Genomic DNA, 26,123 nt, shown 5'->3' with positions numbered 1-26,123 from the left:
TAGTGTGGTCAGCCATGACCACCTGGACCGCCGCAGACCTGCCGTCGTTCGCGGGCCGCACCGTGATCATCACCGGCGCCAACAGCGGCCTGGGCGCCGTGACGGCCCGCGAGCTGGCCGCCAAGGGCGCCCAGATCATCATGGCCGTACGCAACACCGGCAAGGGCGAGGCCGCCGCGCGACACATGAGCGGTGACGTCGAGGTGCGGCAACTCGACCTGCAGGATTTGTCGTCGGTGCGCCGCTTCGCCGACGGCGTGGACCGGGCCGACGTGCTGATCAACAACGCCGGCATCATGGCCGCCCCCTACGCGCTGACCGTCGACGGCTTCGAGAGCCAGATCGGCACCAACCATCTGGGCCATTTCGCCCTCACCAACCGGCTGCTGCCCAAGCTCACCGACCGCGTCGTCACCGTGTCGTCGATGGCGCATTGGCCGGGCCGCATCGCCTTCGACGACCTGAACTACACGAACCGGCGCTACTCCCCCTGGCTGGCCTACAGCCAGTCCAAGCTCGCCAACCTGCTGTTCACCAGCGAGCTGCAGCGACGCCTGGACGCTGCCGGGTCGCCGCTGCGCTCGCTGGCCGCCCATCCCGGTTACTCGCACACCAACCTGCAGGGCGCCTCGGGTCGCAAGCTGGGCGACGCGCTGATGTCGGCGGTCACCCGCGCGGTGGCCACCGATGCCGACTACGGGGCCCGGCAAACCCTCTACGCGGCGTCGCAAAACCTGCCCGGCGACACGTTCGTCGGCCCGCGCCTCGGCTATCTCGGCCGCACCCAACCGATCGGGCGCAGCCGGCGGGCCAGGGATCCCGCCGCTGCTGCCGCGCTGTGGGAGCTGTCCGAGCAGCTCACCGGGACCAGATTTCCGCTCTGAGCCGCCCATGCGCTAACCTGGCCGGGCGTCACGGCGAGGGTGGCTGACACAGCACCGTTATCGACGGAGACCGACTCACTGTCGCGACCCGCCGTGCCCCCGAACAGGCAGAGCACCCGAGGAGCGACACGATGGCCAAGTCGGCAGTCAACCAACTCACCGCCACGGTGCGGACCGAAACCGGCAAGGGCGCATCCCGCCGGGCCCGCCGCGCCGGCAAGATTCCCGCCGTGCTCTACGGCCACGGCACCGAGCCGCAGCACCTGGAACTGCCCGGCCACGACTTCGCGGCGGTGCTGCGGCACTCGGGCACCAACGCGGTGCTCACGCTCGACATCGCCGGCAAGGAGCAGCTGGCGCTGACCAAGGCCCTCGACCTGCATCCGATCCGCCGCACCATTCAGCACGCCGACCTGCTGGTCGTGCGGCGCGGCGAGAAGGTCACCGTGGAGGTCACGGTCGTCGTCGAGGGCGATCCCGCGCCCGGCACGCTGGTCACCCAGGAGACCAACGCCATCGAGATCGAGGCCGAGGCGCTGTCGATTCCCGAACAGCTGGTCGTCTCGGTCGAGGGCGCCGAAGCGGGCACCCAGTTCACCGCCGGCCAGATCCCGCTGCCCAAAGGCATCAGCCTGGTTTCCGACCCGGAGACGCTGGTGGTCAACGTCGTGACCGCGCCGACCGCCGAGGACCTCGAGGGCGAGGCCGCGGCTGAGGAAGCCGAGACCGCGGAAGCCGAAGAGGCCGGCGCGCCCGAGGCGACCGCCGAAGAGTCCGAGTAAGCGGCCCCGACGTGGCCGAACCGCTTTTGGTGGTCGGCCTGGGCAACCCGGGAGACAACTTCGCCCGCACCCGGCACAACCTCGGGTTCATGGTCGCCGACCTGCTGGCCGCGCGACTCGGTTCGAAGTTCAAGGCGCACAAACGGTCCGGCGCCGAGGTGGTCAGCGGCCGGCTTGCCGGTCGCTCGGTGGTGTTGGCCAAGCCGCGCTGCTACATGAACGAGTCCGGCCGCCAGGTGGGCCCGCTGGCGAAGTTCTACTCGGTGGCCCCGGGCGACATCGTGGTCATCCACGACGACCTCGACCTTGACTTCGGCCGAATCCGGCTCAAGCTCGGCGGCGGCGAGGGCGGCCACAACGGGCTGCGCTCGGTGGCATCGGCGTTGGGCAGCAAGGACTTTCAGCGGGTGCGCATCGGCATCGGCCGCCCGCCCGGGCGCAAGGACCCGGCCGCCTTCGTGCTGGAGAACTTCACCGCCGCCGAGCGCACCGAGGTCCCGACGATCTGCGAGCAGGCGGCCGACGCCACCGAGCTCCTCATCGAGCGGGGAATGGAGCCGGCGCAGAACGTCGTCCACGCCTGGTGAGTCGGACGATCCGGCGCGCGGTCATCGAGAGAGGTCGTCGAGCGCCTGGTGCGCCGCGTTGTATCCGGGCGTGAACGTGATGCCCGGGCCGCCGTGGCATCCCGCGCCGCCCAGGTACAGCCCCGCGATCGGAATCGGCATGTCGATGAAGCCCGTGGGCCCGGGCCGGTTGGGGCCCATCAGGTCCGGATGGAGCAGGCCGTGGCAGAAGTCGCCGGAGGGGGCGGCGAACATCGTCTGCATGTGGTACGGCGCGAACGTGATGTGCCGTATCTGGATGTCGCGGAAGTTGGGCGCGTAGCGGCTGATCTTGTCGATCACCTTCTGCGCCATCACGTTTTTGAGCTGGCCATGAAGGTCGCGGCTGCTCTCGACCGGGAACGCGTAGGCGAACGCGCTCGCCGCGTGCTTGCCCGGCGGTGCCATCGCCGGGTCGTGCACGGACGGGATCTGCAAGCCCATCGACGGGTTGTCGGGAATGATGCCCCTCCTGCACTCCTCCCATTGGCGCTGCTGTTCTTCGGGCGAACCGAAGATGCCGACGGATCCCTGCATGCCGGGTTCGTTGAGAAAGTCGTACGGCGGGGCGAATTCGGGCAGGCCGTCGAGGGCGAAGTGGATCTGCACGAACGACGCCCGGTGGTCGCGCCCGCCCAGCCGGCTGACCAGGTCTGCGGGCACGTGCTCGACGCCGACGAGGTCAATCAGCGTCAAATCGGGCGACAGGTTGGAAATCACCACTGGCGCCCTGACTTCCGAGCCGTCGCGCAGCCGCACGCCGGTCACCGCGGCGTTCTCGACCAGAATCTTGTCGACCTTCGCCCGGCACCTGACCTCGCCGCCGTGGGAGACGAACAGCCCGTGCAGGTGCTTGCACAGCGCCCCGATCCCGCCTTCGAGTTTGGTCATCATCGCCGCGCCGTCGTTCGGGACGGCCAGCGCGAACGCCAAACACGTTGCGCTGCCGGGGGTATACGGCCCGCGATAGGTGGAGTTGACGGCGAGGAAGGCGAGCATCCCGCGCAGCACCGCGTGCTTGTCCCTGTCGGGGAAGAAGCGGTCGATGGGGTCCATCGCCGTGCCGAAGAGCATCTCGTGGATGGCCCGGCGCTCGGATTCGTTTGCCGCGCAGGCATACATCTCGTCGATGGTCTTGGGCGGGGTGCGCACCTCGAACCGGCCGAGGGCCTTGGCCGGGCCTTGGCTCCAGCCGATCATCTCGGCCATTCCCGTGACGGCGTCGGCACCGAGTTTTTCCGCCAGGTGGGTCATCAGCCGGATCGGATCGCGGTAGAAGATCATCGGTTCTTCGCCGTGGTCGCCGAGGTTGACCGACTGGATTTCGGCGTCGATGGTGGGCAGGGTGTCGAGCCCGAGCTCCTCGCTGATCTGGGGCGCGGTGGGAAACTGCACCGAACCCGCGATCTCGTAATGGAATCCGTCGATCAGCTCGACCGTGGCCGCCATGCCGCCGGTGTAGCTGTTGGCCTCCAGGCACAGCGTGCGCAGCCCCGCGCGCTGCAGCACCGCCGCCGCCGTCAGCCCGTTGTGCCCCGCACCGACCACGATCGCGTCATAATCCGTCATGGGCCGAGAATATGTCAGTACTGACACAATGTGAACATGTCAGCGCTGACGGATCCGGCTGTGATGGGATGCGAGGCATGAGCGAGCGGCCGAACCTGCACCAGCTGCGCCGCGCCAGGACCCGTGAGGCGCTGCGGCAGGTCGCGCTGAAGAGGTTCGCGAGCGACGGCTTCGGCAACGTCACGGTGCAGCAGCTCGCGCGCGAAGCCGGCGTCACCGAGCGCACCTTCTTCCGGCACTTTCCGACCAAGGAAGCCGTGCTGTTCCAGGACTACGACACCCGGGTGGAGTGGCTGGCCGACGCGCTGGCGCGACGCCCGCCCACCGAGTCGCTGTTCGAGGCGGTGTTGGCCAGCGTCCAAAGCTACCCGCACGACATCGAGGTGGTTCGGCAGGCCGCGCTCGCCCGCGCCGAACTGATCACCGGGGAACAGATCGCCGGCCACCTGCGCGTCGTCCAGTCGTCGTTCGCCGCGGTCATCACCGACTTCGTGCGGCGGCGCCACCCCGACGTGGAAAACATCGATCTGGGTGCCAACGTCGCGGGCGCCACCCTGGCCGCGGCCCTGGTGGTGGCGGTGGAGACGTGGGGACGCAACGGCTGCGCCGACGATCTCGGCGCGATTACGGCCAGCTGCCTGGACCTGGTGCGCGCGGGACTGTCGCCGCTGGCGTGATTGATTTCGACCGCGACCGTGCGTGTCTGTACGGCGGCACGCCGGCAAACCGTGGCAATCTGCGCACGCTCGCGGCGGGGAAAGGCGGCGGAAAGCGGCCTATCAGCTGACCAGGGTGACCGAGTTCGAGCGGCGCAGCTTGCCCGACGGGGTCTTCGGGATGGTGCCCGGACCCAGCACCACGACGTTGCGCGGCCGCACGTCGACCTCGGCCACCACCTCGTGGGCAACCTGGTGTTCGATGCGGCGCACCTCGGCCGGGTCCTGCCAGGCGTTGGACTCGACGGCGACGGCGAACGTCTCGCGCGAGTGGCCGGCGTCCAGGCGCACCGCGACCGCGCAGCCGGGCCGCACGCCCTCGACGCGGCAGGCGGCCCGCTCGATGTCGGTCGGATAGATGTTGCGGCCGGCCATGATGATCACGTCCTTGACGCGGCCGCACACGACGATGTGGCCCTCCTCGGTCAGGTAGCCGAGGTCGCCGGTGTCATACCAGCCGTGCTCGTCCTGGGCCGGGATGAAACCGCCCATGGTCAGGTAGCCCGGCGTCAGCGACTCGCCGCGCAGCTCGATCACGCCGACGCCGCGCGCGGGCATCACGTTGCCGTTCTCGTCTACGATGCGCGCCTCGAGGTCCTTGAGCAACGGGCCCAGCGTGGCCAGCCGGCGGGTGTTGCCCTTGGTGGCGGGCACGGCCCGGCGCAGCGCGGCCAGCAGGTCGGCGTCCACCTCGTCGACGACCAGACCCGAGTTGCACTTCGAGAAGGACACGGCCAGCGTCGTCTCGGCCATCCCGTAGGCCGGCAGGATCGCCGAGGGCTTCAGGCCGAACGGCTTGCCCGCGTCCAGCAGATCCTCGACGTCGGCGGGCTCGACGGGCTCGGCGCCCGACAGCGCGAACCGCAGGGTCGACAGGTCGAAGTCGCCGGGCTTGGCGTTGCGGCGCAACCGCTTGGCCAGCAGCGCATAGGCGAAGTTCGGGGCCGCCGTCATGGTGCCCTTGTACTTGTCGATGAGCTTGGCCCACAGCAGCGTGTCGCGCAGGAAGTCCATCGGGGTGACCTTGACCAGCTCCGCGCCGAAGTACATCGGGATGGTCAGGAAGCCGACCATGCCCATGTCGTGGAAGCAGGGCAGCCAGCTGACCATAACGTCCTTGTCGACGTCGTACTCCGCGCCGATGAACATCGCCTCGGCGTTGGAGTAGATGTTGCGGTGGGTGATCTGCACGGCTTTGGGAGAACCGGTCGAACCGGACGTCAGCTGCATCAGCGCCAGGTCGTCCTCGCCGACGTCGACGGGGTCGATCGGCTCCGACGCCAACAGGTCGGCGACGGTGAGGACCTGGATGCCCATCTGCTCGAGCACGGGGATGGCGACCAGGAAGGGCTCGGAGACGATGACGGCCTTGGCCTCGATCATGCCGATCACGGTCATGGTGTCCTCGGCCCACACGGCCAGGTCGGTGCGCGGCGTGGGCTGGTGCAGCATGGTCAGGCTGGCGCCGCGCATCCACAGGCCCTGCGCCGTCGGGGCGATCTCCACCGGGAAGCCGGCCAGCACGCCCACGGCGTCGCCCAGGCCGATGCCGGCGGCGGCGAGGCCGCCCGCGATGCGACGGGCGCGCTCGTGCACCTCGCCCCAGGTGTGGCGGACCGGCTCGTGGGGTTCACCGGTGACCATGCCCGTCGTGGTGGTTCGGGCGTTGCGGTACATCTTCTCGGTAAACCTGCTCACAGAAGCCTCCTCGGTTGCGGCATTGTCCCCAAGGCCCGGGATCTCATATTCCGCCAGCTGGGTGCCCGTTTGTAGCAGGCACGCGAGCACAGTTGGGCAGCGGTTCGGTCTCGAAGCGGTGCTGAGCCAACGAGTCCGCCGGGCTGCCCGGCGGACGAAAAGATCTCGAGTGGTCCTGCTTACCGCTGCTCGTCACCGCCCGCTATCTTAAACTCCTCTTAAGTAACTGCCAAACTCTGCGGCGCATTGAGCGGGATTTCACACGCGGTTCAGTTCTCGGTCATCGGCCCCGGCACCACCCGCGCTCCCGGCACCGGCCCGGTGGCGACCCGGACCGTCCGGCACACGCCCGCGCCCGACAGCCGGGCGCCGACGTCGACGGCGGCGGCCGCCGAGGTGCACAGGAACGCGCACGTGGGGCCGGAGCCGGAGACGATCCCGGCCAATGCCCCGGCCTCCACACCGGCGCGCAGCGCGTGTCGCAGCTTGGGCGCCAGGCTCACCGCGGCCGCCTGCATTTCGTTGCCCAACAGCGGCGCCAACCGCTCGGGATCCCCCGCGGCCAGCGCCGCCAGCACCGGCCCCGGCTCGGCGAGCCGCGGTAAAGCCTTGCCCCTTTGCGGCGCCCGACGCAGCCGGTCCAGCTCGGCGAACACCTTCGGGGTGAGCAGCTCCCCGTCGGCGAAGGCGAGCACCCAGTGAAAGCTATTGCGGGACAACACCGTTGCTAGCTCCTCACCCCGACCGGTGCCCAGCGCGGTGCCGCCGTGCAGGGCGAACGGCACGTCGCTGCCCAGCTTCGCCGCCAGCATCCGCAGGTCGCGGCGCGGCACGTTGAGCTCCCACAGCGAGTTCATCGCCACCAAGACCGCCGCCGCGTCCGCGCTGCCGCCGGCCATGCCGCCGGCCACCGGGATGGCTTTGTCGATCATGATCGAGACGTCCGGCGCCCGGCCGACGTGCTCGGCCATCAGCTCGGCCGCCCGCCAGGCCAGGTTGCGTTCGTCGGTGGGCAGCTTGTCGGCGCCCTCCCCGACGAGCTCGAGCGACAGCACGTCGGCGTTGCGGACCGTCACCTCGTCGAGCAGCGAAACGGCCTGAAACACCGTGGTGAGCTCGTGATAGCCGTCGTCGCGGCGATCGCCTACGGCCAGATAAAGGTTGACCTTGCCGGGCACCCGTACGGTGACCGACCCGGTCGGCACCCACTGCGCGGCGGTGTTGCCGTCAGACATTGTCAGCCACGGCAGCAGACTATCGCTGCCACAGGCGCGGTCCTACTCAGCTAACGGACGCGTGCCCCGACACGTGCGGCAGCTCGCGCGGCCCGCCGGAACGCCGCAGCAGCCGCACGAAGTCGTCGATGGACAGCGTCTCGCCGCGACGGGCCGGGTCGATGCTGGCGGCCAGCAGCCGATTCGCCGACTCGTTGCCCGAGCCGGCCCAGTCGGCGAACGCGTTGCGGGACGTCTTGCGCCGCTGCGCGAACGCGATGTCGATGAGCTCGAACACCTGCCGCCGGAAGGCCTCGTCCGTCGGCCACGGCGGTGCCGCGTAGCGGTCGATGCGCACCAACCCCGAATAGACGCGGGGAATCGGCCAGAAGACCGTCGGCGACACCATGCCGCAGCGGCGGACCGTTCCGAAGAAACGCACCTTGACGCTGGGCACACCGTATTCCTTGCCGCCGGGCTCGGCGGCAAGCCGCTCGGCGACCTCGGCCTGGACCATCACCGTCACCGTCTGGATCGACGGGAACTCGGCGAGCAGATGCAGCAGCGCCGGAACCGCGACGTTGTAGGGCAGGTTGGCGACGACCGCGGTCGGCGCCACCGGGCCTATGGCCACCTCGTCACGGCGCAGGGTCAACACGTCGCGGTTGCACACCGCGAGCCGGTTGGCCTCGCTGTGCGAGTGCTCGGCCACGGTCTGCGGCAGCCGGCCCGCCAGCACCGGGTCGATCTCCACGGCGGTGACGGTGGCGCCGCGGTCCAGCAGCGCCAGCGTGAGGGAACCGAGGCCGGGGCCGACCTCGAGGACGTGATCGGACCGGCTCACGCCGGAGGTCGACACCACCCGCCGCACCGTGTTGGCGTCATGAACGAAGTTCTGCCCGAGGGCCTTTCGTGGCCGGAATTCAAGTTCTTTGGCCAGCCGCCTGATCTCGGTGCGACCGAGGAGCCGGATGGTCAGTTTGCACCGGCCCTTCCGCTGCACACCGGCCACGCGCCCCAGCCCTGACGCTCCCGGGTCACCTCGGCGATGGCGATCTGCTCTTCGCGGGTCGCCAGGTCGGCGCGCGGGGCGAACCGCAATCCCCCGTTGCGCTCCCAGGTGCCCTGATCGAACTGCACCCCCCCGTAATACCCGTTGCCGGTGTTGATCGCCCAGTTGCCGCCGGCCTCGCAGCCCGCGATGGCGTCCCAGATGGACCCGTTGGTCACCGGGGGCACGTCGGTGCCCGGCTTGGTGCCCACCCGCACCACGGCCTCACGGGCCGGCGTGACGACCGTGTTGGCGATCGGCAACCGGCCGGTCTCGACCCCGTTGACGGTCGCCACGGCGAACGTCACGTCCTGCGTGCCCGGGCTGCCCGGGTCCTCGACGACCTGGCGGCTGATGTTCATGCCGGGATCCTCGACGCGCCGCGCGGGCGGCTGCAGGGGGATCCGCTCGGTGACCCGCTGAATGCGGTTGCGGGTGACCTGGATGTCCATGCCGTCGGTGATCGGAGACGTCGCGCTGGGCACCACCTGGTCGCTTTCCAGCAGCGGCGCGCCCGCGGCGCTCAGCAGCGCCGCCACGTTGGGCCCCGGCGCGTGCACGGTGCGCACCTCGCCGCCGTCATTGATGTGGACGGTCTTGGCGCTGACCACCGGCAGCGCCATTCCGGCCAGCGGCACCCGGCTGCCGCGGGACGCCGCGGCCGGGGCGGTGTCGGTCATCGCGAGCTGGGCCAGCGCCTCGTCGACGGTGGAGGCCGTCGTCCAGACCTGCTTGGTGTCGTGGCCGTCCAGCGAGATCTGCAGCGGCCGGCTGCGCCGCAACACGATGTTGGCCGCGTCGTGCACCTGGACGTCGCCGGCGGGGTACAGGTCGTCACGCTCGTCGACGGCGTAGCCGTTCTCCTGCACGATGTCGATCACCCGCGACTTCATGGTGGTCACCCGCATCGCGATCCCGTCGACCGTCAACGTCACCGTCTTGCATGCGGAAACCGCGAATCCACCCGCCAACCCCAGCGTTATCAGCAGGCCTCCAACTACGAGGCGCAACATCGGTGAAGGGGTTTGATGAAGTTTTGTCAATACAGTCAACGCGCGTTACCCCGGCCTCAGCAACCACTCGACGAACCACTCAGCACAGAAATGACAAATTGAGCCCGAGGGCCCAGCCGTTCGATCACAAGACGGTAACGAACCGGCCAATGTTGAGCAACTCTGACGCGACGATGTTGGAAGATCTCCGCTCGACGGAGCCGATCACGCGACCAGCCCATAGACCCGGCGGGCATTGCTGGTCGATGTCTCCGCCACTTCTTCGGGGCGGCGCTCCAGCAGTTCAGCCAGCGCGCGCACAGTGTAAGGAAGGCAGTACGGCTCGTTCGCTGTCCCCCGATAGGGATGCGGCGTCAAAAACGGCGCGTCGGTCTCCACCAAAAGCTGCCCCTGCGGGATCAACGGCGCGGCCTCGCGCAAAGCGCGGGCATTGCGGAAGCTGACCGTTCCGGCCAGGCTGAGCAACCATCCGGCGTCCGCGCAGCGGCGGGCCATCGCGGCGTCCGACGAAAAGCAGTGGAAGATCACGCTGTCGGGGGCGCCCTCGGCGGCCAGGACGTCGAGCACCTCGGCGTCGGCCTCGCGGTTGTGGATCATCAGCGGCTTCCCGCACCGCTTAGCCAGGTCGATGTGCCACGCGAAGGCGTCCCGCTGCACGTCCGGGCGCGCGCAGCCGTCCAGGCGGCCGGGCCAGTACAGGTCCATCCCGGTCTCGCCGACGGCCACCACCCGCGGGTGGGCGGCCAGTCGCTCGATCTCGGCGCGCGCGGCGTCGTCGAGCGCGTCCGCTCGGGTCGGGTGCAACGCCACCGCGGCGTAGACGCGGGGATCCCAATCGGCGGCCTGGGTCACCCAGCGCGCCGAGTCCAGGTCGTCGGCGACGGTGACCACCGCGCCGACCCCGACCGCGGCGGCGCGGTCGACGATGGCGCGCACGCCCGCGGCGTCGCTCGCCCCGCACGCGTCGAGATGGGTGTGGGCGTCGATCAGCGGGGCCAGCGGCTCGGGTGCGGGTGGCGCCTCTCGTTTACCAGAGCGGTCGGAGCTCACCGCCACACAATAGGGTGAATCTCGATGAGGCCCTACTACGTCACCACCGCGATCACGTACCCCAACGCCGCGCCGCACTTGGGGCACGCGTACGAGTACATCGCCACCGACGCCATCGCGCGGTTCAAGCGGCTCGACGGTTTCGACGTGCGCTTCCTGACCGGAACCGACGAGCATGGCCTGAAGGTGGCGCAGGCCGCCGCGGCCGAAGGGCTGCCCACCGCCGAGCTGGCCCGCCGCAACTCGGACGTGTTCCAGCGGCTGCAGGAGCGGCTCAACATCTCGTTCGACCGGTTCATCCGGACCACCGACGCCGACCACCACGAGGCGTCCAAGGAGCTCTGGCGGCGGATGTCGGCCGCCGGGGACATCTACCTGGACACCTACGAGGGCTGGTACTCGGTGCGCGACGAGCGGTTTTTCGTCGAATCGGAGACCAAGGTCGTGGACGGGACGCGGATCGCCGTGGAGACCGGGACGCCGGTGACCTGGACCGAGGAGCAGACCTATTTCTTCCGGCTCTCGGCGTATACCGACAAGCTGCTGGCGCACTACGAGGCCCACCCCGACTTCATCGCCCCGGAGGTGCGCCGCAACGAGGTGGTCAGCTTCGTCTCCGGCGGGCTGCGCGACCTGTCGATCTCGCGCACCTCGTTCGACTGGGGGGTCAAGGTGCCCGACCACCCCGATCACGTCATGTACGTCTGGGTCGACGCGCTGACCAACTACCTGACCGGAGCGGGCTATCCCGACACCGATTCTGAGCTGTTCCGCCGCTACTGGCCGGCCGATCTGCACATGATCGGCAAGGACATCATCAGGTTCCACGCCGTGTACTGGCCCGCCTTCCTGATGTCGGCCGGAATCGAGCTGCCGCGACGGGTTTTCGCGCACGGGTTTTTGCTCAACCGCGGCGAGAAGATGAGCAAGTCGGTGGGCAACAGCGTCGCGCCCGACGCCCTGGTCGAGACCTTCGGCGTGGACCAGGTGCGCTACTTCTTGCTGCGCGAGGTCCCGTTCGGCCAGGACGGCAGCTACAGCGAAGAGGCGATCGTCACCCGGATCAACACCGACCTGGCCAACGAGCTCGGCAATTTGGCCCAGCGTTCGCTGTCGATGGTGGCCAAGAACCTCGACGGCGTGGTGCCCGAACCCGGTGAGCTGACCGCCGACGACAACGCGCTCCTGGCGGCCGCCGACGGCTTGCTGGAGCGGGTGCGCGCCAACTTCGACGCCCAGGCCATGCACCTGGCGCTCGAGGCGATCTGGCTGATGCTTGGCGAGGCGAACAAGTATTTCTCGGCGCAGCAGCCGTGGGTGCTGCGCAAAAGCGAGTCCGAGGCGGACCAGGCCCGGTTTCGCACCGTCCTCTACGTCACCTGCGAGGCGGTGCGCATCGCGGCGCTGCTGGCGCAGCCGGTAATGCCCGAGTCGGCCGGCAAGCTGCTGGACCTGCTGGGGCAACCCGAGGACCGGCGGACGTTCGCCGCCGTTCCCGCGCGGCTGGTCCCTGGCACCGTGCTGCCGCCGCCCTCCGGGGTGTTCCCGCGCTACCAACCGCCCGACGCAAAATGAGCGGGAGTTGAGTTGCGCGGCAATCCTGTTCGGTGAGGATCTCGGCGCGCTGGGTGAAAGTGTCCGAACATGCCCATGCCATAGTCCATAATCGGCCTGTGGACGACCGACGCCAGAACCGGCAGCCGAGTGACTCGCCGATGACCACTTTGAAGCAGTTGCCCGCGTTGGTCGTGCTGGAACGGATCCCCGTTCCGGTGCTCGCCATCGGACACGACGGCGGCATCCTGTTCACCAACACCGCGTTTGCCGAGATGGTGGGCTTCGAACCCGAAGAGGTGCTCGCTCTTCGGTTCGAGCAGATCTTCCACGAGGCTCCGCGGTCGGACTCGCTGCTGTCGACCGTGCATGCGCTGGCGAACATGGTGGTAGAACTGGCCCACAAGGACGGCTCGGTGGTGCGGGCCCTGATGAGCAAATCCGCGGTGCTGCGCGCCGACGACCAGTTCGCCCTCGCCGCTTTCCAGGACCTCACCGAGCAGCTCTGGGAAGAGGAGCACTAAGCGGACCGAAACCTCAACGAGCCGTGAGGGTTTCGGCGGCGCCGCAGAGCGCGTTCCAGATCAGGAGTCCGCGCCGAAAGTGGCGTAGATGCTGACCGTGGTGAACCTGTCGAGTCGCGGGAACCGCTGGCGCGCCTTCTCGAGCACCGGCAGCAGCCGCTTGTCGCCCCGGTTGTAGGCGATATCGACGAGCCGTAGTCCGCTGGCGGCGAACGCCGCCCGGAATTGGTCGGGCGTATTGCCGTTGAGGCCGATGTCCAGCAGCGAGTCGACGCGACGGCGGTTGTGCCGGGTGGCGGCCGCACACACCAACCGCCGAGGCAAAACGGCGTGCGCCCAGGGCACTTTCAGCCCCGTCCGACCGTGGTCGCCGAAGGGGCTGTAGTACAACGGGCTGAAGCCCGCGTAGATGCGGCCGCCCGGCCGGACCAATCGCTCGCCGAGCGCCTTCAGCAGCGCCGCGACATCGCCGACATGCTCGAAGGTGTCTTTGGAAACGATGACATCGAACTTCTGATCCACCGGAAGCGAGGCCGCGTCGACCGCGCGAAATGTCACCCGGTCGAGCAGATTCGGGAATCGCCGCGCGAGGTTTGCGTTGGCGAACGCGATGCGGCCCTCGTCGAGGTCGACGCCAATCACCGTGGCCCCCGCTCGGGCGATCTCGACCGACATGGCGCCGTGCCCGCAGCCCACTTCCAGAACCCGTTTGCCGGCCCAGTCGACTGTGGTCCCGAACCGCCGCCAGTACTCCTCGTTGGATTCCTCTTGCTCGGCGAAGTACCGCCGCGCATATTCTTCGGTTTCCGTCATCGCGACACCGCGGGCCTACGGGATGCTTCGACGCCGTCGAACTCCGTCATCCATATGGTTCGGAATGACACCACTTAGCCGACCCGCCATTCGCTGGTAGACGGCCAAACCTCGCGGCCTGGCACCGGTACATAGCTCTTGCGTATCTCTCGTATCCGGACCAGGAAGACGACATTCCCGATCACGTACCTCTTGAACAACCGCCTCGGTTCGTTGATCAGGCGGAAGACCCATTCCATGTACAGGCGGCGCATCCACCGTGGCGCCCTTTTGACCTTGCCGGCGATGAAATCGACGACCGCGCCGCCGTTGATGATGATCGGGTTATAGGTGGCGTGCTCCTTGAGATGCACGGCGACGATTTCCTGCTTGGGCATTCCCATCGCGAGGAGCACGATTCTTGGCCGGTATTGCTCCATCATCGTCAGATAGCAGGCCGGATCCCGAAACCCGTCTGCGCACACGACGACGTCGTGGCCCGCGCGCCGGAGCGCTTCGGCCGCGCCGGACAGGAACGGCTCCCGGGTCCCGAAGATGCCGAGAGTTTGCCCTTTCGCTTTGTTCAGCATTTCCGGGATCAGGTCGGTGCCGTTCATGTTCAGCCCGGCGTCGCTTTTCAAGGCTTTGAAAAGCAGCTGCATGCCTATGCCGTCCCGCAAGATCAGGTCCGACCGCAACACCGACTCGGCAAACTGCCGATTGCGACGGCACAGGTTGGTTCCGTGTGCGTTCAGGAACGAAACGATCTGGGGCGATTCGGAAGCCAGACACTTCGCGATCAACGCGTCCGCCTGCTGGAGGTCGGTAACGAGCGTGACCCGGCTGACCACCTCGTTGACCAGCCGCACGCTGCCGGGCAATCGGTACGGGCCCCGCCGCTCCGGGACGCGCCGCCCGCCTTGGATGCGCTTGCCGCCGACCGCGCCCGAACGATGATCCGGGCGCGACGCCTCGGACAGACTGTTAGTCGGCATGAGTGCAATAATACATGCGATTGGTATGTCAAGCCAATCGGTGCGAACCCGCGGGATCGAGACCGCACCGGCCCGCCCCCCCACCCCAGGCCGGCCGTGCGGACGGCGCCCATGGGGCCCGTTTACCGTCAGCCCGCGCGGTGGCGCGTCCCGCGCCCGGCGCGCGGTCGTCCCGCCGGGCGCCGACGGGCGTCATCGGTCTGACGTTGAATATCCGCAGCTAGGACGCGGTCGGCGACAAGCCGCGCGGCAAATAACGTTGCGGATCGAACCCGAACGCCTCGCCGCATCGAGCGGCGGCGGGCGTGCCGAGCCAACGAAGCGACGGAAAGGCGGCGCGCGGCCGCCGGCGCCGCTCCAGCCGAGTCGCCACCGACACCGCGCGCGGCGCGCGGCAACTGCGCCCGCCACCCTGTAAACGACGGGTATCTTACTTCCTTCAAAAGTATACCGAGAGTACGATCGTCGCCGTGATCAAGACTCGGGAGGACTTGAGAGCGTACCTGGCGGCGGACTTGAGGGCGCACGGTCTCGAGCGGTGGAAGTTCCGCTACCAGCTCCTGGAACGGCCGGCCTATTTCCAGCGCATGCTGCGAAAATCCGAATACTGGACCAACACCGCCCACACACCGCTGGGCCACGCCATCGCATTCTGGTTGCGGCTGCGGACCAAACTTCTCGGGGAAAGGCTCGGGCTGTATGTCCCCCGAAACGTATGCGGGCCCGGCCTTCGCCTGGCCCACCCGGGCGCGCTGTGGATCCACCACAAGGCGCGCATCGGCGCCAATTGCAATATCCACCAAGGCGTGTCCATCGGGGAGAACCGCGGAAAGGTCCCGGTGATCGGCGACGGCGTCTGGATTTATCCCATGGCCATGGTGCTCGGCGACGTGCACGTGGGCGATCGCGCCTCCATCCTGGCCGGGGCCGTGGTCACCAAGCCGGTGCCCGACGACGCCGTGGTGGCCGGTGCGCCCGCTCGGATAATCACGCTGGATTCGCCAAGCGCCGCAGTCTCCAACTCCTAGTTGGCTTTTCGCTAATTCGGCTTGGCGGCGTCGCCCGACGACGCCGTGGGGCGGGAATGGCGAAGCGACTCGCGCGCAAGAAATTGCCGGAAGTACTCGAGGGAGGCGTCGGTAGCGACGCCGGGCAGCAGCAGTCCCCAGGTTCCACCGACGCGGCCGACCACGCCCGCGTCCTCGGCGGGGCCGATCGCCGATATCGCATTGGACAGCAAGCGCGTTCCGAACATCGCCCCCACGATCGACTCGCTGATCAGCACGGGGTCTAAGTCTTCACGCACGTCGCCTTCCGCGGTCGCCCGCCGGGCCTGAGCCGCCATCAGCTCCACCAGGCTCGCGCAGAACCTCCCGGCGGCCTCGTTGAATCCGCTCAGGGCGGCGGTCAATTGCTCCGCCGCGCGCGCCGTTTTGTCCGAGCCGAGCATGTTCGCGATCGTGAACGTCCCGTGGATCATGTTCTCGAGCGCCGGCGACGACGATCCACAAACGTTGCGGAACGCGACAAGTATTGCCTCGGAACCCTCTTCGATGATGGCGGACGCCAAGGATTCCTTGGAATCGAAGTGGTGGTACAGGGCTCCCTTGGTCATCCCGGTCCGCTCGATGATGGTGTTCCATCCCGCCGCGGCGTAGCCCACCTCGCCGAACACATCTATCGCGGCATCGAGGATCTTTCGCCGAGTGGCTTCAGATCGAACCTGGCGCGCCATCGCTTCTGCACCTCCGGAGTTCCGAGGACCGGCTTAGACCCCGAATCTCGACATCCTCAAGCTTGTCTGGAAAGAGGGCAAAGCCTAGCAACCACCGGTGCGCGGCCGACACGGCGACCTCGCGCGGCACGCTAGTCAGCGTCCGCTCCCGTCGCGGTCGAGGTGATGGCAAGCGCGGCGCGGCGCCTGAGGAATTGGCGGAAGTATTCGGTCCGATCCTCTTGCAAAATCCCGGTCAGCAGCAGCAGCCAGCACTTCTCGAGGTCGCGCAGGAACCGCTCCGGTTCTTCGAGGTTGCTGGTTTGCCGCAGCCCCATGTGCAGGGACACCATCAGGCGCCCGACGTCGAGCGGGTCGCACTGCTGGTGGATGTCGCCCTCGGTGATGGCTTGCTCGACGACCCCGGCCAACGCCTTGGCCCACTCGTCCAAGAGCTTTTTCTGCAACCCCTCGGACCGGCCGACCGACTCGAGCAGGTTCAGCCCGGCCCTGACCCCGTCCGTCTTGATGTCGCCGACGGCGATCAGATACGAGAAATCGATGAGGGTCTCCAGGCCCGAAAGCCCGCGCGTGAGCAACTCTTCCACCGCTACGTTGCCGCGGGCGGTCTGCTTCTCGATGATCGCGACGGCCAGCGCGTGCTTGGAACGGAAGTGGAAATACATTGCGCCCTTGGTCAATTCCGCTTCGGCGAGAATGTCGTCGAGGCCCACGTCGTGGTAGGCCCGCCGGGCGAATTGATGCGAGGCGGCCCGCAGGATCTGTCGCCGGGTGGCGTCCGCCCGTCCGTCGGTGGAGTGGGTTGTCATCAGAACCGCGAACTCGACTGTCCGGGGCCGGTCGATTGCGTCGTGGCAACGATTCGACTGGTCGTTCCGAGACCCGTACCGCGGGCCGGATCGTTCCGATTCACGTTCACGGCGCCTTCCTCGAGCAGGGCACACACATCGGTTCTTCAGCGGTCTAGAGCCAAGCTCACCGGGTGTCTCGGGTGGCATAACGGCCGCCTTTGAGGTTATCAGCCGGACCTCGCCCCTCGGGCTTCAACGCTCCGGGCCGAGATAATTGACGGGAAATACTTGTGGTGCATGTCACGGCCGCATTCCGAACTAAAAGTATGTATAGTGGCGCTCCATGTGGTCGTTAGTCTGTGGCGCCGGGGGCACCGCGCCCGACGCTCCAGGCGGCTTTCGCCGACGCAGCGACGTTCGGCTCCGGCTCGTTCACCGGGTCCCCGTTCGCCGACGCCGCCACGGGCCGCTGACGGCAGGGGTAGACACGTGATCGACTTTGGCGCTCTGCCACCAGAGATCAACTCCGCCAGGATGTACGCGGGGCCGGGTCCCGGGTCGATGATTGCCGCCGCCGCCGCCTGGGAAGGCCTGGCCGCCGAACTGCGCGCCGCCGCGGGCGCCTATCGATCGATCGTCTCGGGACTGACCGTCGGACGGTGGCTCGGTCCGTCGTCGCTGGCCATGGCCTCGGCGTTCGGGCCCTACGTGGCGTGGACGACGGGGGCCGCCGCGCGGGCCGAAGAGGCCGCCAGCCACGCCCGGCTCGGGGTGGAGATCTTCGACGCCACGTTCGCCATGATCGTGCCGCCGCAGGTGATCACCGCCAACCGGGTCCAGCTCGCGTCGCTGATCGCGACCAATTTCTTCGGCCAGAATCTGCCGGCGATCGCGGCCACCGAGTTGGCGTACGCCGAGATGTGGGCCCAGGACGCCGCGGCCATGTACGAGTACGCCGCGAATTCGGTCGAGGTCGCCGACCTGTCAACGTTCACGCCCGCGCCCGACGTCACCGATTCTGCGGGGGTGGCGGCCCAGTCCAGCGCGGCCTCCCAGGCCGCCGGCGCCGCAACAGAGCAGATGTCGCTGTCCACCCTCATGTCGTCGGTGACCTCGATGCTGCAGACCCTGGCGACCCCCGCCTCGGCCACCGCCGCCAGCACCGGCGTCCCGCCGCTGTTGAGCACTTTGCTGGGCGGGGCCGCGTCCGGCACGGGCGGCCTGTCGCTGTCGGGCTTCATGACCGAGTTCGAAAGCAACCTGCCGTCCCTGCTGCCCAGCTACCTGATGATGGCCTCGACCCCGCTGTACGGGTTGTCCAGCGTGCTCGGCATGGCCCAGAGCCTGCAGGGCATGGCGGTGACCGCCGCCCAGGGCGTTGCCGACGCCGCCGGGGCGGCCGCGGCGGAGGCCGCCGGCGCGGCCGATGCGCTGGGCGCGGGCGTGGTCGGCGGCATGGGTCAGGCCGCCAGCCTGGGGTCGCTGTCGGTGCCGGCGAGCTGGACCAGCGTCATCCCGACCGCGCACCTGACCAGCGCGGGCGCGGTCCTGCCGAGCGGCGGCCCCGGCGGCGTCGGCAACGTGCCCCCGAGCCTGCTGGGCGGGCTGCCCCGGGCTGCGGGCGGGGGCCCCAATCCGCCCGGGCCCCGCTACGGCCAGATACCGACGGTCATGGCGCAACCGCCGTCCGGCGGCTACGGGGCGTCGGTCATATGAGCGCCGCGGCGAGCCGAAACACGGCCGATTGCGGCCGCGACCCCGACATGCCAAAAGTATCGGCTTTTGGTTTCCAGCGGAGATTTGGTCGGCACCCGCAGGGTGCACGGTGTGGCGAGTTCCTTCGCCGGAAGGGCTGGGTGTGATGAAAGTCGTACTTTTCTGCGGCGGTTACGGGATGCGCATGCGCACGGCCGAGGGCGACCTGGTGCCCAAGCCGCTGCAGATGGTCGGGCCGCGCCCGCTGCTGTGGCACGTGATGCGCTACTACGCGCACTACGGGCACAAGGACTTCATCCTGTGCCTGGGCTACGGCCAGGCGATGGTCAAAGACTTCTTCCTCAACTACCGCGAGATGGAGTCCAACGACTTCGTGATGCGGGCCGGCGAGGTCGAACTGCTCGACTCCGACATGTCGGACTGGACCATCACCTTCGTCGACACCGGCCTGGAATCGCCGATCGGTGAGCGGCTTCGCCGGGTGCGCAAGTACCTCGGGGACGACGAATACTTCCTCGCCAACTACGCCGACGTCCTCACCGACGCACCGCTCGACGCCATGATCGACCGGTTCGTCGGCAGCGGCGCCGCGGCGTCCATGCTCATCGTGCCGCCCCAGTCGTCGTTCCACTGCGTCGACGTGAGCGCCGACGGCGACGTCAAGGAGATCGCGCCGATCGCCAAGTTCCCGATCTGGGTCAACGGCGGCTACTTCGTGTTGACCCCGGAAATCTTCGACCTCATCCCCGAGAACGGCGACCTCGTGGGCGACGCCTGCATGGCCCTGGCCGGAACGGGCCGGCTGCTCGGATATCAACACCACGGGTTCTGGCGGCCGGCCGACACGTTCAAGGAGCGCGCCGAACTCGACGCCGACTACAACATGGGACGGCGCCCGTGGATGGTGTGGGAGCGGCCCGACGCGGCGAGGCGCTCGGCATGATCCCGCTGACCACCGGCGGCATCAGTTCGATCGCCGCCATCGGCGCGCATTGCGACGACATCATGATCGGTGCCGGCGCAACGCTGTTGCAGATCGCGCATCACAACCCGGATGTCGTCGTGCACGCGCTGGTCCTGACCGGGGCCGGCACCGAGCGCGAGAGCGAGGAGAAGAACGCGTTCGCCGAGCTCTTCCCGCGGGCCGACATTCGGTTGACGGTCGCCGATCTCCCCGACGGCCGGCTGCCCGACCACTGGGGGGCGGTCAAGGGCCACATCGCGGAGTTTCGCCGCCACTGCGAGCCCGACCTGGTGCTCGGCCCGAACCGTCACGACTACCACCAGGACCACCGCCTGGTCGCCGAGCTGATCCCGACGGAGTTCCGGGCGCATCTAGTGCTGGGTTACGAGATCCTCAAGTGGGAGTCAGATCTGCTGAATCCCACTCTGTACGTGGACATTCCGGCCGAGCTAGCCCATCGGAAGGTGAGTCTGCTCGCGCGGTGCTATCCGTCTCAATCGGGTCGTGACTGGTTCGACGACGAAGCGTTCCTCGGGTTGATGCGCGTGCGCGGCGTGCAGTGCCGCGCTCGCTACGCCGAAGCCTTCGTCGGCGAGAAGGCGGTCGTGAGCCCCTACGGCGTGCATTCACTCAACTAACCGACCGCTGCAGACCAAGAAGGGCGCCTGAATGAAATACACCCCCACCAGTGTTGCGGGAGTCACGATCGTCGACATCGAACCGCACCGCGACCACCGCGGATTTTTCTCACGCGCCTTCTGCGCGGCCGAATTCGCCCGACACGGGCTGATTTCCGAGCTCGCGCAGACCAGCATCTGCTTCAACCACACGCGCGGCACCGTGCGCGGGCTGCACCGCCAGGCCCCGCCGCACGCCGAGGCCAAGCTGGTGCGCTGCATCCGCGGCGCCATCGCCGACGTCGCCGTGGATGTCCGCACCGACTCGCCGACGTACGGCAAGCACGTGATGGTGGAGCTGAGCGCCGACAATCGCCGGGCGGTGTTCTTGCCGCCCTACGTGGCGCACGGCTTCCAAACGCTGACCGATGACACCGAGGTCCTCTACCAGATCAGCGGCGAGTACGTGCCGTCCAGCGAGGAGGGATTCCGTTGGAACGAGACAGAATTCGGCATCAAGTGGCCGCTGCCGGTGACCGTCATGTCCGAAAAGGACGCCAGCTGGCCCACTTTGGCGGAGGCCGGAGCGGTCGGGAGCGAGGCGTCGTGATGTCGCGTGCGACGCGCCGACCGCGCCCGGAGAACCGCCCACCGCTGCAGCCCATCCGGTAACTGTCAGCCGAAAAGGTGACCGTGATGACGACATCGCTGCGAGCCCACGGCGGCCATGCGCAGGTTCCGGGGCGGCCCGCGCCGGCGCCGCGCGCCAGAGCCGTGTCCCGCTGGCGCCAGAAGTACTCGGCTCGTCTGCGCATCACCGACTCGTCCATCGTGTGCGCGGCGGTCGCGCTGGCGCAGTTCGTGCGGTTCGGGGATTCGCCGAACGCGTCGGGATATCCCGGCCCGGTGATGACGCTGTTTTCGGTCCTCTTTGCGGCGCTGTGGCTTTCGGCCATCTCGGTGTGGCAGACGCGATCTGCGCGCATCGTCGGAGCCGGGATCGACGAATATCGCCGCATCGCCAGCGCGTCCTTTTGGACGTTCGGGATCATCGCCATGGTCACGCTGCTGGCCAAGATCGAGCTGGCCCGCGGCTATCTGGCGGTGGCGCTGCCCGCGGGCACCATCGGGTTGCTGACGAGCCGCAACGTCTGGCGCAAATACGTCTGGCGCCAGCGCGCGCGGGGCGAATGCCAGACGCTGGTGCTGGCGATCGGGGATCGACCGGGCGTCACGCAGCTCGCCCGCGAGCTGAGCCGCGATCCCAACCACGGCTACGTGGTGGTCGGCGTGTGCATTCCCGGATACGGGCCGGCGCGCGGCGAAACGCTGACGACGCAGGGCCGCCAGATCCCGATTTTGGGCGACGAATCCGCCGCGGAGACCGCGATACTGCGCTGCGGTGCGGACACCGTGGCGGTGACGCGCACGGAGCAGTTCGGCGTGCACGGAATCCGCGACCTGATGTGGCGGCTGGAAACCATGGACGTCGACCTCGTGGTGGCGCCGGGGGTGGTCGACGTCGCGGGCGGCCGGCTGACCCTGCGGCCGCTCGCCGGCTTCCCCCTCCTGCACGTCGAGAAGCCGCAATACGAAGGGACGCAACGTTTTCAGAAGCGATCCTTCGACTTCTGCTTCTCACTGGCCGCGCTGATCGCGACGGCGCCGCTGCTGCTGGCCGCCGCGGTGCTGATCAAGGCGACGAGCCGGGGGCCGGTGCTGTACCGGGCCGAACGCATCGGCATCGACGGCAAACCGTTCACCATGTACAAGCTGCGCACCATGGTCGAGGACGCCGACAACCAGATACAACACCTGCTACCCCTGAATGAGGGCGCGGGCGGTGTGCTCTTCAAGATTCGCCAGGACCCCCGGGTCACTCCGGTCGGCAGGATCCTTCGCCGCTTCAGCATCGACGAGTTGCCCCAATTCATCAACGTGCTCAAGCAGGACATGAGCGTGGTCGGTCCGCGGCCCCCGTTACGCCGCGAGGTCGAGAACTACGACGGCGAGGTCAAGCGGCGCCTGCTGGTGAGGCCGGGGGTGACCGGGCTCTGGCAGGTCAGCGGTCGCTCGGACCTCTCTTGGGAAGACTCGGTCCGGCTCGACCTGTCCTACGTGGACAACTGGTCCATGGCGGGCGACCTGGTGATCATCGCCCGCACGCTCAAAGCCGTGCTCAGCAGGGACGGAGCCTACTGATGGACATCGCGGTCGAGCCGACGCAGGCGGCGCCGAGCGGCCCCTCCGTGTCCGGGTCACGGATCGCGCACGCCATCTCCGTCCAACTGGTTTGCCGGGCATTGGGGATGCTGGCCTCGGTGGCCTCGGTGGCGATGACGGCCCGCTATTTGGGCCCCGGGCGCTACGGCGAGCTCACCATCGCCGTCGCCTTCGTCGGATTGTGGTCCAGCCTGGCCGATCTCGGCATCGGCACGGTGATCGTGCGTCGCGTCGCCTCGGGCACCGGCGACCTCGAGCGACTCGTCCGCGTCAACAGCGGCCTGTCGCTGATGTATTGCGTCCCGCTGGCGGCACTGACCGTGGGTTCTGGCCTGCTGCTCTACCACGGCGCCGACGTGCGGGCGATGCTCGTGGTGCTGTCGGGCCAACTGCTGATGTTCACGGTGACGACGCGGTTCGAGCCGGTCTTTTTGTCCACCGTCCGGTTCTCGGCGGTCGCCGTGTCCGACGTGGCGGGCCGGCTGGGGACCCTGGCGATGGTCAGCTACCTGGTCGCCACGCGGGCCGACGTCGTCTGGTTCGCGGTCGCGCAGCTCATCCCCCCGGCGCTGCAGCTGCTGATCCAGGGCACCGCGGCGGCGCGCCACGTTTGTTTGCGGCCGGTTTTCGCCCCGCGCGAGGTCGCAGACCTGTTGCGGGAGAGCCTTTTTCCGATCGGCGTGACGGTCGTGGGGGTGCTCTATTGGCGCACCGACGGCGTCATCCTGTCCAAGGTGAGCTCGCATTCGGAGGTCGGGGTCTACGGCCTGGCCTACGTGGTGGCGTTCAACACGCTGGTGGTCTCGATGTTCTTTCTCAAGGCGACGTTGTCGACGGCCACCGAGTTGTTCGCACGGGACGTCACCGCCTTCGCCCGGTTTTTGCGCCGCTGCGTGGAGCTGATGTACTTCGTGGCGGTACCCCTCGCGATCATCGGCGCGTTACTGGCCCGGCCCCTGATCGCACTGTTCGGCGATCGGGAGTTCGTCGGCCGCGGCGCGCCCACGCTGGCGATCCTCTTCGTCGCGGTGGCACTGCGCTTCGTGACCGGCACCCTCGGCCAGGCGTTGTTCGCCTGTCACCACCAGAAGTTCTTCTTCCGGCTGTCGGTCGCGGCCCTCGGGTTGAACATCGCGCTGAACGTCGTTCTCGACGGGCGCCTCGGCGCGGTGGGCGCCGCCCTTTCCTTGGTGGGCACCGAGCTGTTCGGCATGGTGGTCGCCAGTTGGTGGCTGCGCCGGCAATGCGACTACCGCACTCCGGTCGCGTTTTTCGTCCGTCTGGCGGTGCCCACGGCGGCGGCCGTCGCGGCGGCGCTGCTGTTGTCCGGTCGGCATGTGATTGTCGTCGTGGCCGTCGCGGCGGCCGCATACCTGGTCACCAACGCGGCGGTGGGCCCGGTCAACTGCTCGAAGCTGGCCTCGTTGCTACGAAAGCGGGTGATGGCATGACAACCGAAATGGACCGCGCGTACTTGAAACGGCCGATCACCGTGCCCGCGTCGCCGCGGGCCCAGCGCCCCCTCGCGGTGCTGATCGTGACCTACAAGAGCCACGACCTCGTCGAGCAGTGCCTGGCCAGCGTCGCCGAACACCTGCCCGAATTGCCGGTCTACGTCTACGAGAACAGCGGTGACGAGTATCCGGGCCGCGAGGAACTGGCCGCGCGGCACCCGGACGTTCACTGGGTGCTCGGGCCGCGGAACCTCGGCTTCGGCGCCGCGTTCAACGCGTTGGTACAGCACGCGCCCGACGATGCCGACCTGCTGCTGCTGAACGCCGACACCCGGCTGCGGGGACCGTTGCAGCGCACGCGAAAGTTGCTGCAGCAGCCGGGGGTCGCGGCGGTCTCGCCGCTGGTGCGCGACAACGGCGCACCCGGGCCGGCGCCCTGGGACATCGCGACCCGCCGCCGGACGTTGACCCGCGCCCTGGTCGCCGCGACCGGGTATTCCGTCGCGCTGCGAGGGACGCCCTTGTCGCACCTGTATCCGCGCCAGCCCACCGAATCGCAAAGCATCGACGGCTACGTGGCCGGGGCGTGCCTGGCGATAAATCGGCAGACGTGGAACGAGATCGGCGGGTTCGACGAGGAGTTCTTCCTCTACGGGGAAGAAACCGACTGGCAGACCCGCGCCACCGCCGCGGGCTGGCGCGTCCTGCTGGCCGACGAATTGGTCGTCGACCACGGCAACCCCGCGGCCGCCAAGAGACACGCCGAGCACGGCTCCGCGCACGGCGGCGAAGTCTCCAGCCCGGAGCGGCGCCGCAACCTGGACTTGTTGCGCGCCAACGCCGCACTGCTGCTGGAGCGCCAAGACAGCGTTCACCACGCCGACGTCTACCTGGCGGGCACGACGTTGTTGGAGCGGATACAGCGGTCCAAGCGCGCCACGCGCAAGCGCGACATCGCCGCCCGGAGCACCGGCAAGCCCGCCATCGTGATCACCACCAACCGCCTGGTCTACGGCGGCGCCGAGCGCCAAAAGGCCCTGCTCGCAGGCGAATTGGCGCGTCGTGGCTACCCGGTCACCATCGCCTGCATGCAGCGGTTCGGCCCGTTGATCAAAGAGATTCCCCACAGCGTCCGCGTGGTGCGCCAGCCCTGGTGGGCGCCGCTCGTCGACATTCCCGACGGCCCGGCCGTGCTGATCAGTGGGGACACCAACACCGAGACGGGTTTTGCGACGTTGTGGCGCGCCGCCGGGCGGCGCCGGCGCTGGTTGGTCGCCCCGCACGTCCCCCCCGAAGTCGACCGACCGATCTATTCGCGGCCGTTGACCGCCGCGATGAGCCGGGCCGACGCGTTCGTCATTCTCGCGCAACGGCAATGGGACATGCTGATCCCCCACCATCGGCTCAAGGGGCGGCGCTTCGTCGCACCCAACGGCGTCACGGTGCCCGGTCAGCCCGTTCCGCGGGCCCGCGTGGCGGGCGAGCCGCTGCAGCTGGTGATGCTGTCCCGCATCGTCGAGCACAAAAACCCGCACCTGCTGATCGAGGCGCTGGCGGACCTGGCCGACATGCCATGGGAGCTTTCCATCTTCGGCGACGGTCCCGACCGGGAGAGGTTGCAGGCCCGGACTCCGGCCGGGCTGCGCGACCGCGTGCGCTGGCGCGGGTGGTCGGCCGGCCCGGCGCCGGCGCTGGCCGCGGCCGACCTGCTTTGCGTACCGAGCCGCTCCGAAGCGTTCCCGCTGGTGATTCTCGAGGCCATGGCGCGGGCCGTTCCCGTTGCGGCGTCGGCGATTTGCGCCGTCCCGGAGATTCTGGATTTCGGGAAGGCCGGATTCGTCGTGGAACCGGCTTCCGTGGCGGCGTGGCGGGAGCGGTTGGCCGAAGTCCTGGCGGACCCCGGCGCGCTGCCCGCGGTGGGGCGGCGCGGCTATGAGCGGCTGCTGTCGCATTACACGGTTGAGGCGATGACCGATGCCTACCTCGACGCGATCGAGGCGGTGCTCGCATGAGCATCCGGTCGTCGTGGAAGCAGTCCTTTCGCAGGAGCGGCGGGCACAACAGCCTGTGGCTGTTTCAGAACGACATCGCCAAGTTGATCCACACCGGTGCCCGACGGATGGCGCAGCGCCGGCATGAGCGCGCCGCGCGACCGGGCGAGGCCGGATTGCCCAGT

24 protein-coding genes are annotated in these 26,123 nt (G+C 68.4%); 14 read left to right on the top strand and 10 right to left on the bottom strand.

Going from position 1 to position 26,123, the window contains the following annotated elements:
• Positions 1-14 precede the first annotated feature (14 nt).
• From AWC19_RS25080 to pth, 3 genes are all read left to right on the top strand, one after another.
• Positions 15-884 carry an oxidoreductase gene (locus tag AWC19_RS25080; protein ID WP_085080797.1) on the top strand — a complete coding sequence of 290 codons (870 nt, stop codon included), beginning with the start codon at positions 15-17 and terminating at the stop codon, positions 882-884.
• 131 nt (positions 885-1,015) lie between these two features.
• Positions 1,016-1,666, top strand: coding sequence for a 50S ribosomal protein L25/general stress protein Ctc (locus tag AWC19_RS25075; protein WP_085080796.1), 651 nt, complete (start codon positions 1,016-1,018; stop codon positions 1,664-1,666).
• Between the two features lie 11 nt (positions 1,667-1,677).
• Positions 1,678-2,253 (top strand): aminoacyl-tRNA hydrolase, encoded by a 576-nt coding sequence (gene pth, locus AWC19_RS25070; protein WP_085080795.1) that lies wholly within the window; start codon positions 1,678-1,680, stop codon positions 2,251-2,253.
• 21 nt (positions 2,254-2,274) lie between these two features.
• On the opposite strand, the gene AWC19_RS25065 is transcribed toward pth, so the two are convergent.
• Entirely contained in the window at positions 2,275-3,840 is a 1,566-nt protein-coding gene (locus tag AWC19_RS25065) for a phytoene desaturase family protein (RefSeq protein ID WP_085080794.1), read from the bottom strand.
• A 77-nt stretch (positions 3,841-3,917) separates the two neighbouring features.
• Between AWC19_RS25065 and AWC19_RS25060 the strand changes: the two genes are divergently transcribed.
• Positions 3,918-4,517, top strand: a complete 600-nt coding sequence (locus AWC19_RS25060) for a TetR/AcrR family transcriptional regulator (protein WP_085080793.1) — start codon at positions 3,918-3,920, stop codon at positions 4,515-4,517.
• A 102-nt stretch (positions 4,518-4,619) separates the two neighbouring features.
• Here the strand turns inward: AWC19_RS25060 and AWC19_RS25055 are convergent, their stop codons facing one another.
• From AWC19_RS25055 to AWC19_RS25030, 5 genes are all read right to left on the bottom strand, one after another.
• Positions 4,620-6,254, bottom strand: coding sequence for a fatty acyl-AMP ligase (locus AWC19_RS25055; RefSeq protein ID WP_085080826.1), 1,635 nt, complete (start codon positions 6,252-6,254; stop codon positions 4,620-4,622).
• Positions 6,255-6,523: 269 nt separating this feature from the next.
• Positions 6,524-7,495, bottom strand: a complete 972-nt coding sequence (locus AWC19_RS25045; protein ID WP_211284997.1) for a 4-(cytidine 5'-diphospho)-2-C-methyl-D-erythritol kinase — start codon at positions 7,493-7,495, stop codon at positions 6,524-6,526.
• A gap of 40 nt (positions 7,496-7,535) precedes the next feature.
• A complete protein-coding gene (gene rsmA / locus AWC19_RS25040; protein WP_085080791.1) occupies positions 7,536-8,480 on the bottom strand; it encodes a 16S rRNA (adenine(1518)-N(6)/adenine(1519)-N(6))-dimethyltransferase RsmA in 945 nt (314 codons plus the stop codon).
• Complete coding sequence (locus AWC19_RS25035) at positions 8,444-9,571, bottom strand: resuscitation-promoting factor (protein ID WP_211284995.1); 1,128 nt, start codon at positions 9,569-9,571, stop codon at positions 8,444-8,446. The genes rsmA and AWC19_RS25035 overlap by 37 nt, the downstream gene beginning before the upstream one ends.
• Before the next feature lie 165 nt (positions 9,572-9,736).
• Positions 9,737-10,588, bottom strand: a complete 852-nt coding sequence (locus tag AWC19_RS25030) for a TatD family hydrolase (protein WP_085080789.1) — start codon at positions 10,586-10,588, stop codon at positions 9,737-9,739.
• 18 nt (positions 10,589-10,606) lie between these two features.
• Between AWC19_RS25030 and metG the strand changes: the two genes are divergently transcribed.
• Both metG and AWC19_RS25020 read left to right on the top strand, forming a co-directional pair.
• Positions 10,607-12,157, top strand: coding sequence for a methionine--tRNA ligase (gene metG / locus AWC19_RS25025; RefSeq protein ID WP_085080788.1), 1,551 nt, complete (start codon positions 10,607-10,609; stop codon positions 12,155-12,157).
• 140 nt (positions 12,158-12,297) lie between these two features.
• Complete coding sequence (locus AWC19_RS25020) at positions 12,298-12,660, top strand: PAS domain S-box protein (protein WP_085080825.1); 363 nt, start codon at positions 12,298-12,300, stop codon at positions 12,658-12,660.
• A gap of 60 nt (positions 12,661-12,720) precedes the next feature.
• Here AWC19_RS25020 and AWC19_RS25015 read toward each other — a convergent pair whose 3' ends face one another.
• Entirely contained in the window at positions 12,721-13,473 is a 753-nt protein-coding gene (locus tag AWC19_RS25015) for a class I SAM-dependent methyltransferase (RefSeq protein ID WP_085080787.1), read from the bottom strand.
• A 74-nt stretch (positions 13,474-13,547) separates the two neighbouring features.
• A complete protein-coding gene (locus AWC19_RS25010) occupies positions 13,548-14,321 on the bottom strand; it encodes a WecB/TagA/CpsF family glycosyltransferase (protein WP_158090938.1) in 774 nt (257 codons plus the stop codon).
• Between the two features lie 596 nt (positions 14,322-14,917).
• Here AWC19_RS25010 and AWC19_RS25005 point away from each other — a divergent pair.
• A complete protein-coding gene (locus AWC19_RS25005) occupies positions 14,918-15,475 on the top strand; it encodes a serine acetyltransferase (RefSeq protein ID WP_085080785.1) in 558 nt (185 codons plus the stop codon).
• A gap of 11 nt (positions 15,476-15,486) precedes the next feature.
• Here the strand turns inward: AWC19_RS25005 and AWC19_RS25000 are convergent, their stop codons facing one another.
• Both AWC19_RS25000 and AWC19_RS24995 read right to left on the bottom strand, forming a co-directional pair.
• On the bottom strand, positions 15,487-16,182 hold the full coding sequence (locus AWC19_RS25000; RefSeq protein WP_085080784.1) for a TetR/AcrR family transcriptional regulator: 696 nt from the start codon (positions 16,180-16,182) through the stop codon (positions 15,487-15,489).
• Positions 16,183-16,313: 131 nt separating this feature from the next.
• Positions 16,314-16,991, bottom strand: a complete 678-nt coding sequence (locus tag AWC19_RS24995; protein ID WP_085080783.1) for a TetR/AcrR family transcriptional regulator — start codon at positions 16,989-16,991, stop codon at positions 16,314-16,316.
• A gap of 471 nt (positions 16,992-17,462) precedes the next feature.
• Between AWC19_RS24995 and AWC19_RS24990 the strand changes: the two genes are divergently transcribed.
• The 7 genes from AWC19_RS24990 to AWC19_RS24960 all read left to right on the top strand — a co-directional run bounded on the left by AWC19_RS24990 (position 17,463) and on the right by AWC19_RS24960 (position 25,959).
• Positions 17,463-18,689: a PPE family protein gene (locus tag AWC19_RS24990; protein ID WP_085080782.1), complete on the top strand. Its 1,227-nt coding sequence runs from the start codon at positions 17,463-17,465 to the stop codon at positions 18,687-18,689.
• Positions 18,690-18,834: 145 nt separating this feature from the next.
• Complete coding sequence (locus tag AWC19_RS24985; protein WP_085080781.1) at positions 18,835-19,632, top strand: glycosyltransferase family protein; 798 nt, start codon at positions 18,835-18,837, stop codon at positions 19,630-19,632.
• Positions 19,629-20,291 (top strand): PIG-L deacetylase family protein, encoded by a 663-nt coding sequence (locus AWC19_RS24980; protein ID WP_085080824.1) that lies wholly within the window; start codon positions 19,629-19,631, stop codon positions 20,289-20,291. The genes AWC19_RS24985 and AWC19_RS24980 overlap by 4 nt, the downstream gene beginning before the upstream one ends.
• 31 nt (positions 20,292-20,322) lie before the next feature.
• A complete protein-coding gene (gene rfbC, locus AWC19_RS24975; protein ID WP_085080780.1) occupies positions 20,323-20,880 on the top strand; it encodes a dTDP-4-dehydrorhamnose 3,5-epimerase in 558 nt (185 codons plus the stop codon).
• 86 nt (positions 20,881-20,966) lie between these two features.
• A complete protein-coding gene (locus tag AWC19_RS24970) occupies positions 20,967-22,472 on the top strand; it encodes a sugar transferase (RefSeq protein ID WP_085080823.1) in 1,506 nt (501 codons plus the stop codon).
• Entirely contained in the window at positions 22,472-23,944 is a 1,473-nt protein-coding gene (locus AWC19_RS24965; RefSeq protein ID WP_085080779.1) for a flippase, read from the top strand. Before AWC19_RS24970 ends, AWC19_RS24965 begins: the two co-directional genes overlap by 1 nt.
• Positions 23,941-25,959, top strand: a complete 2,019-nt coding sequence (locus AWC19_RS24960; RefSeq protein ID WP_085080778.1) for a glycosyltransferase — start codon at positions 23,941-23,943, stop codon at positions 25,957-25,959. The genes AWC19_RS24965 and AWC19_RS24960 overlap by 4 nt, the downstream gene beginning before the upstream one ends.
• Positions 25,960-26,123 lie beyond the last annotated feature (164 nt).

The sequence above is a fragment of the Mycobacterium palustre genome (genome assembly GCF_002101785.1).
GTDB classification, from domain to species: Bacteria; Actinomycetota; Actinomycetes; order Mycobacteriales; family Mycobacteriaceae; genus Mycobacterium; species Mycobacterium palustre.
Note: the sequence above shows the minus strand (reverse complement) of the source record. Positions and strands in the feature narration are given on the sequence as shown.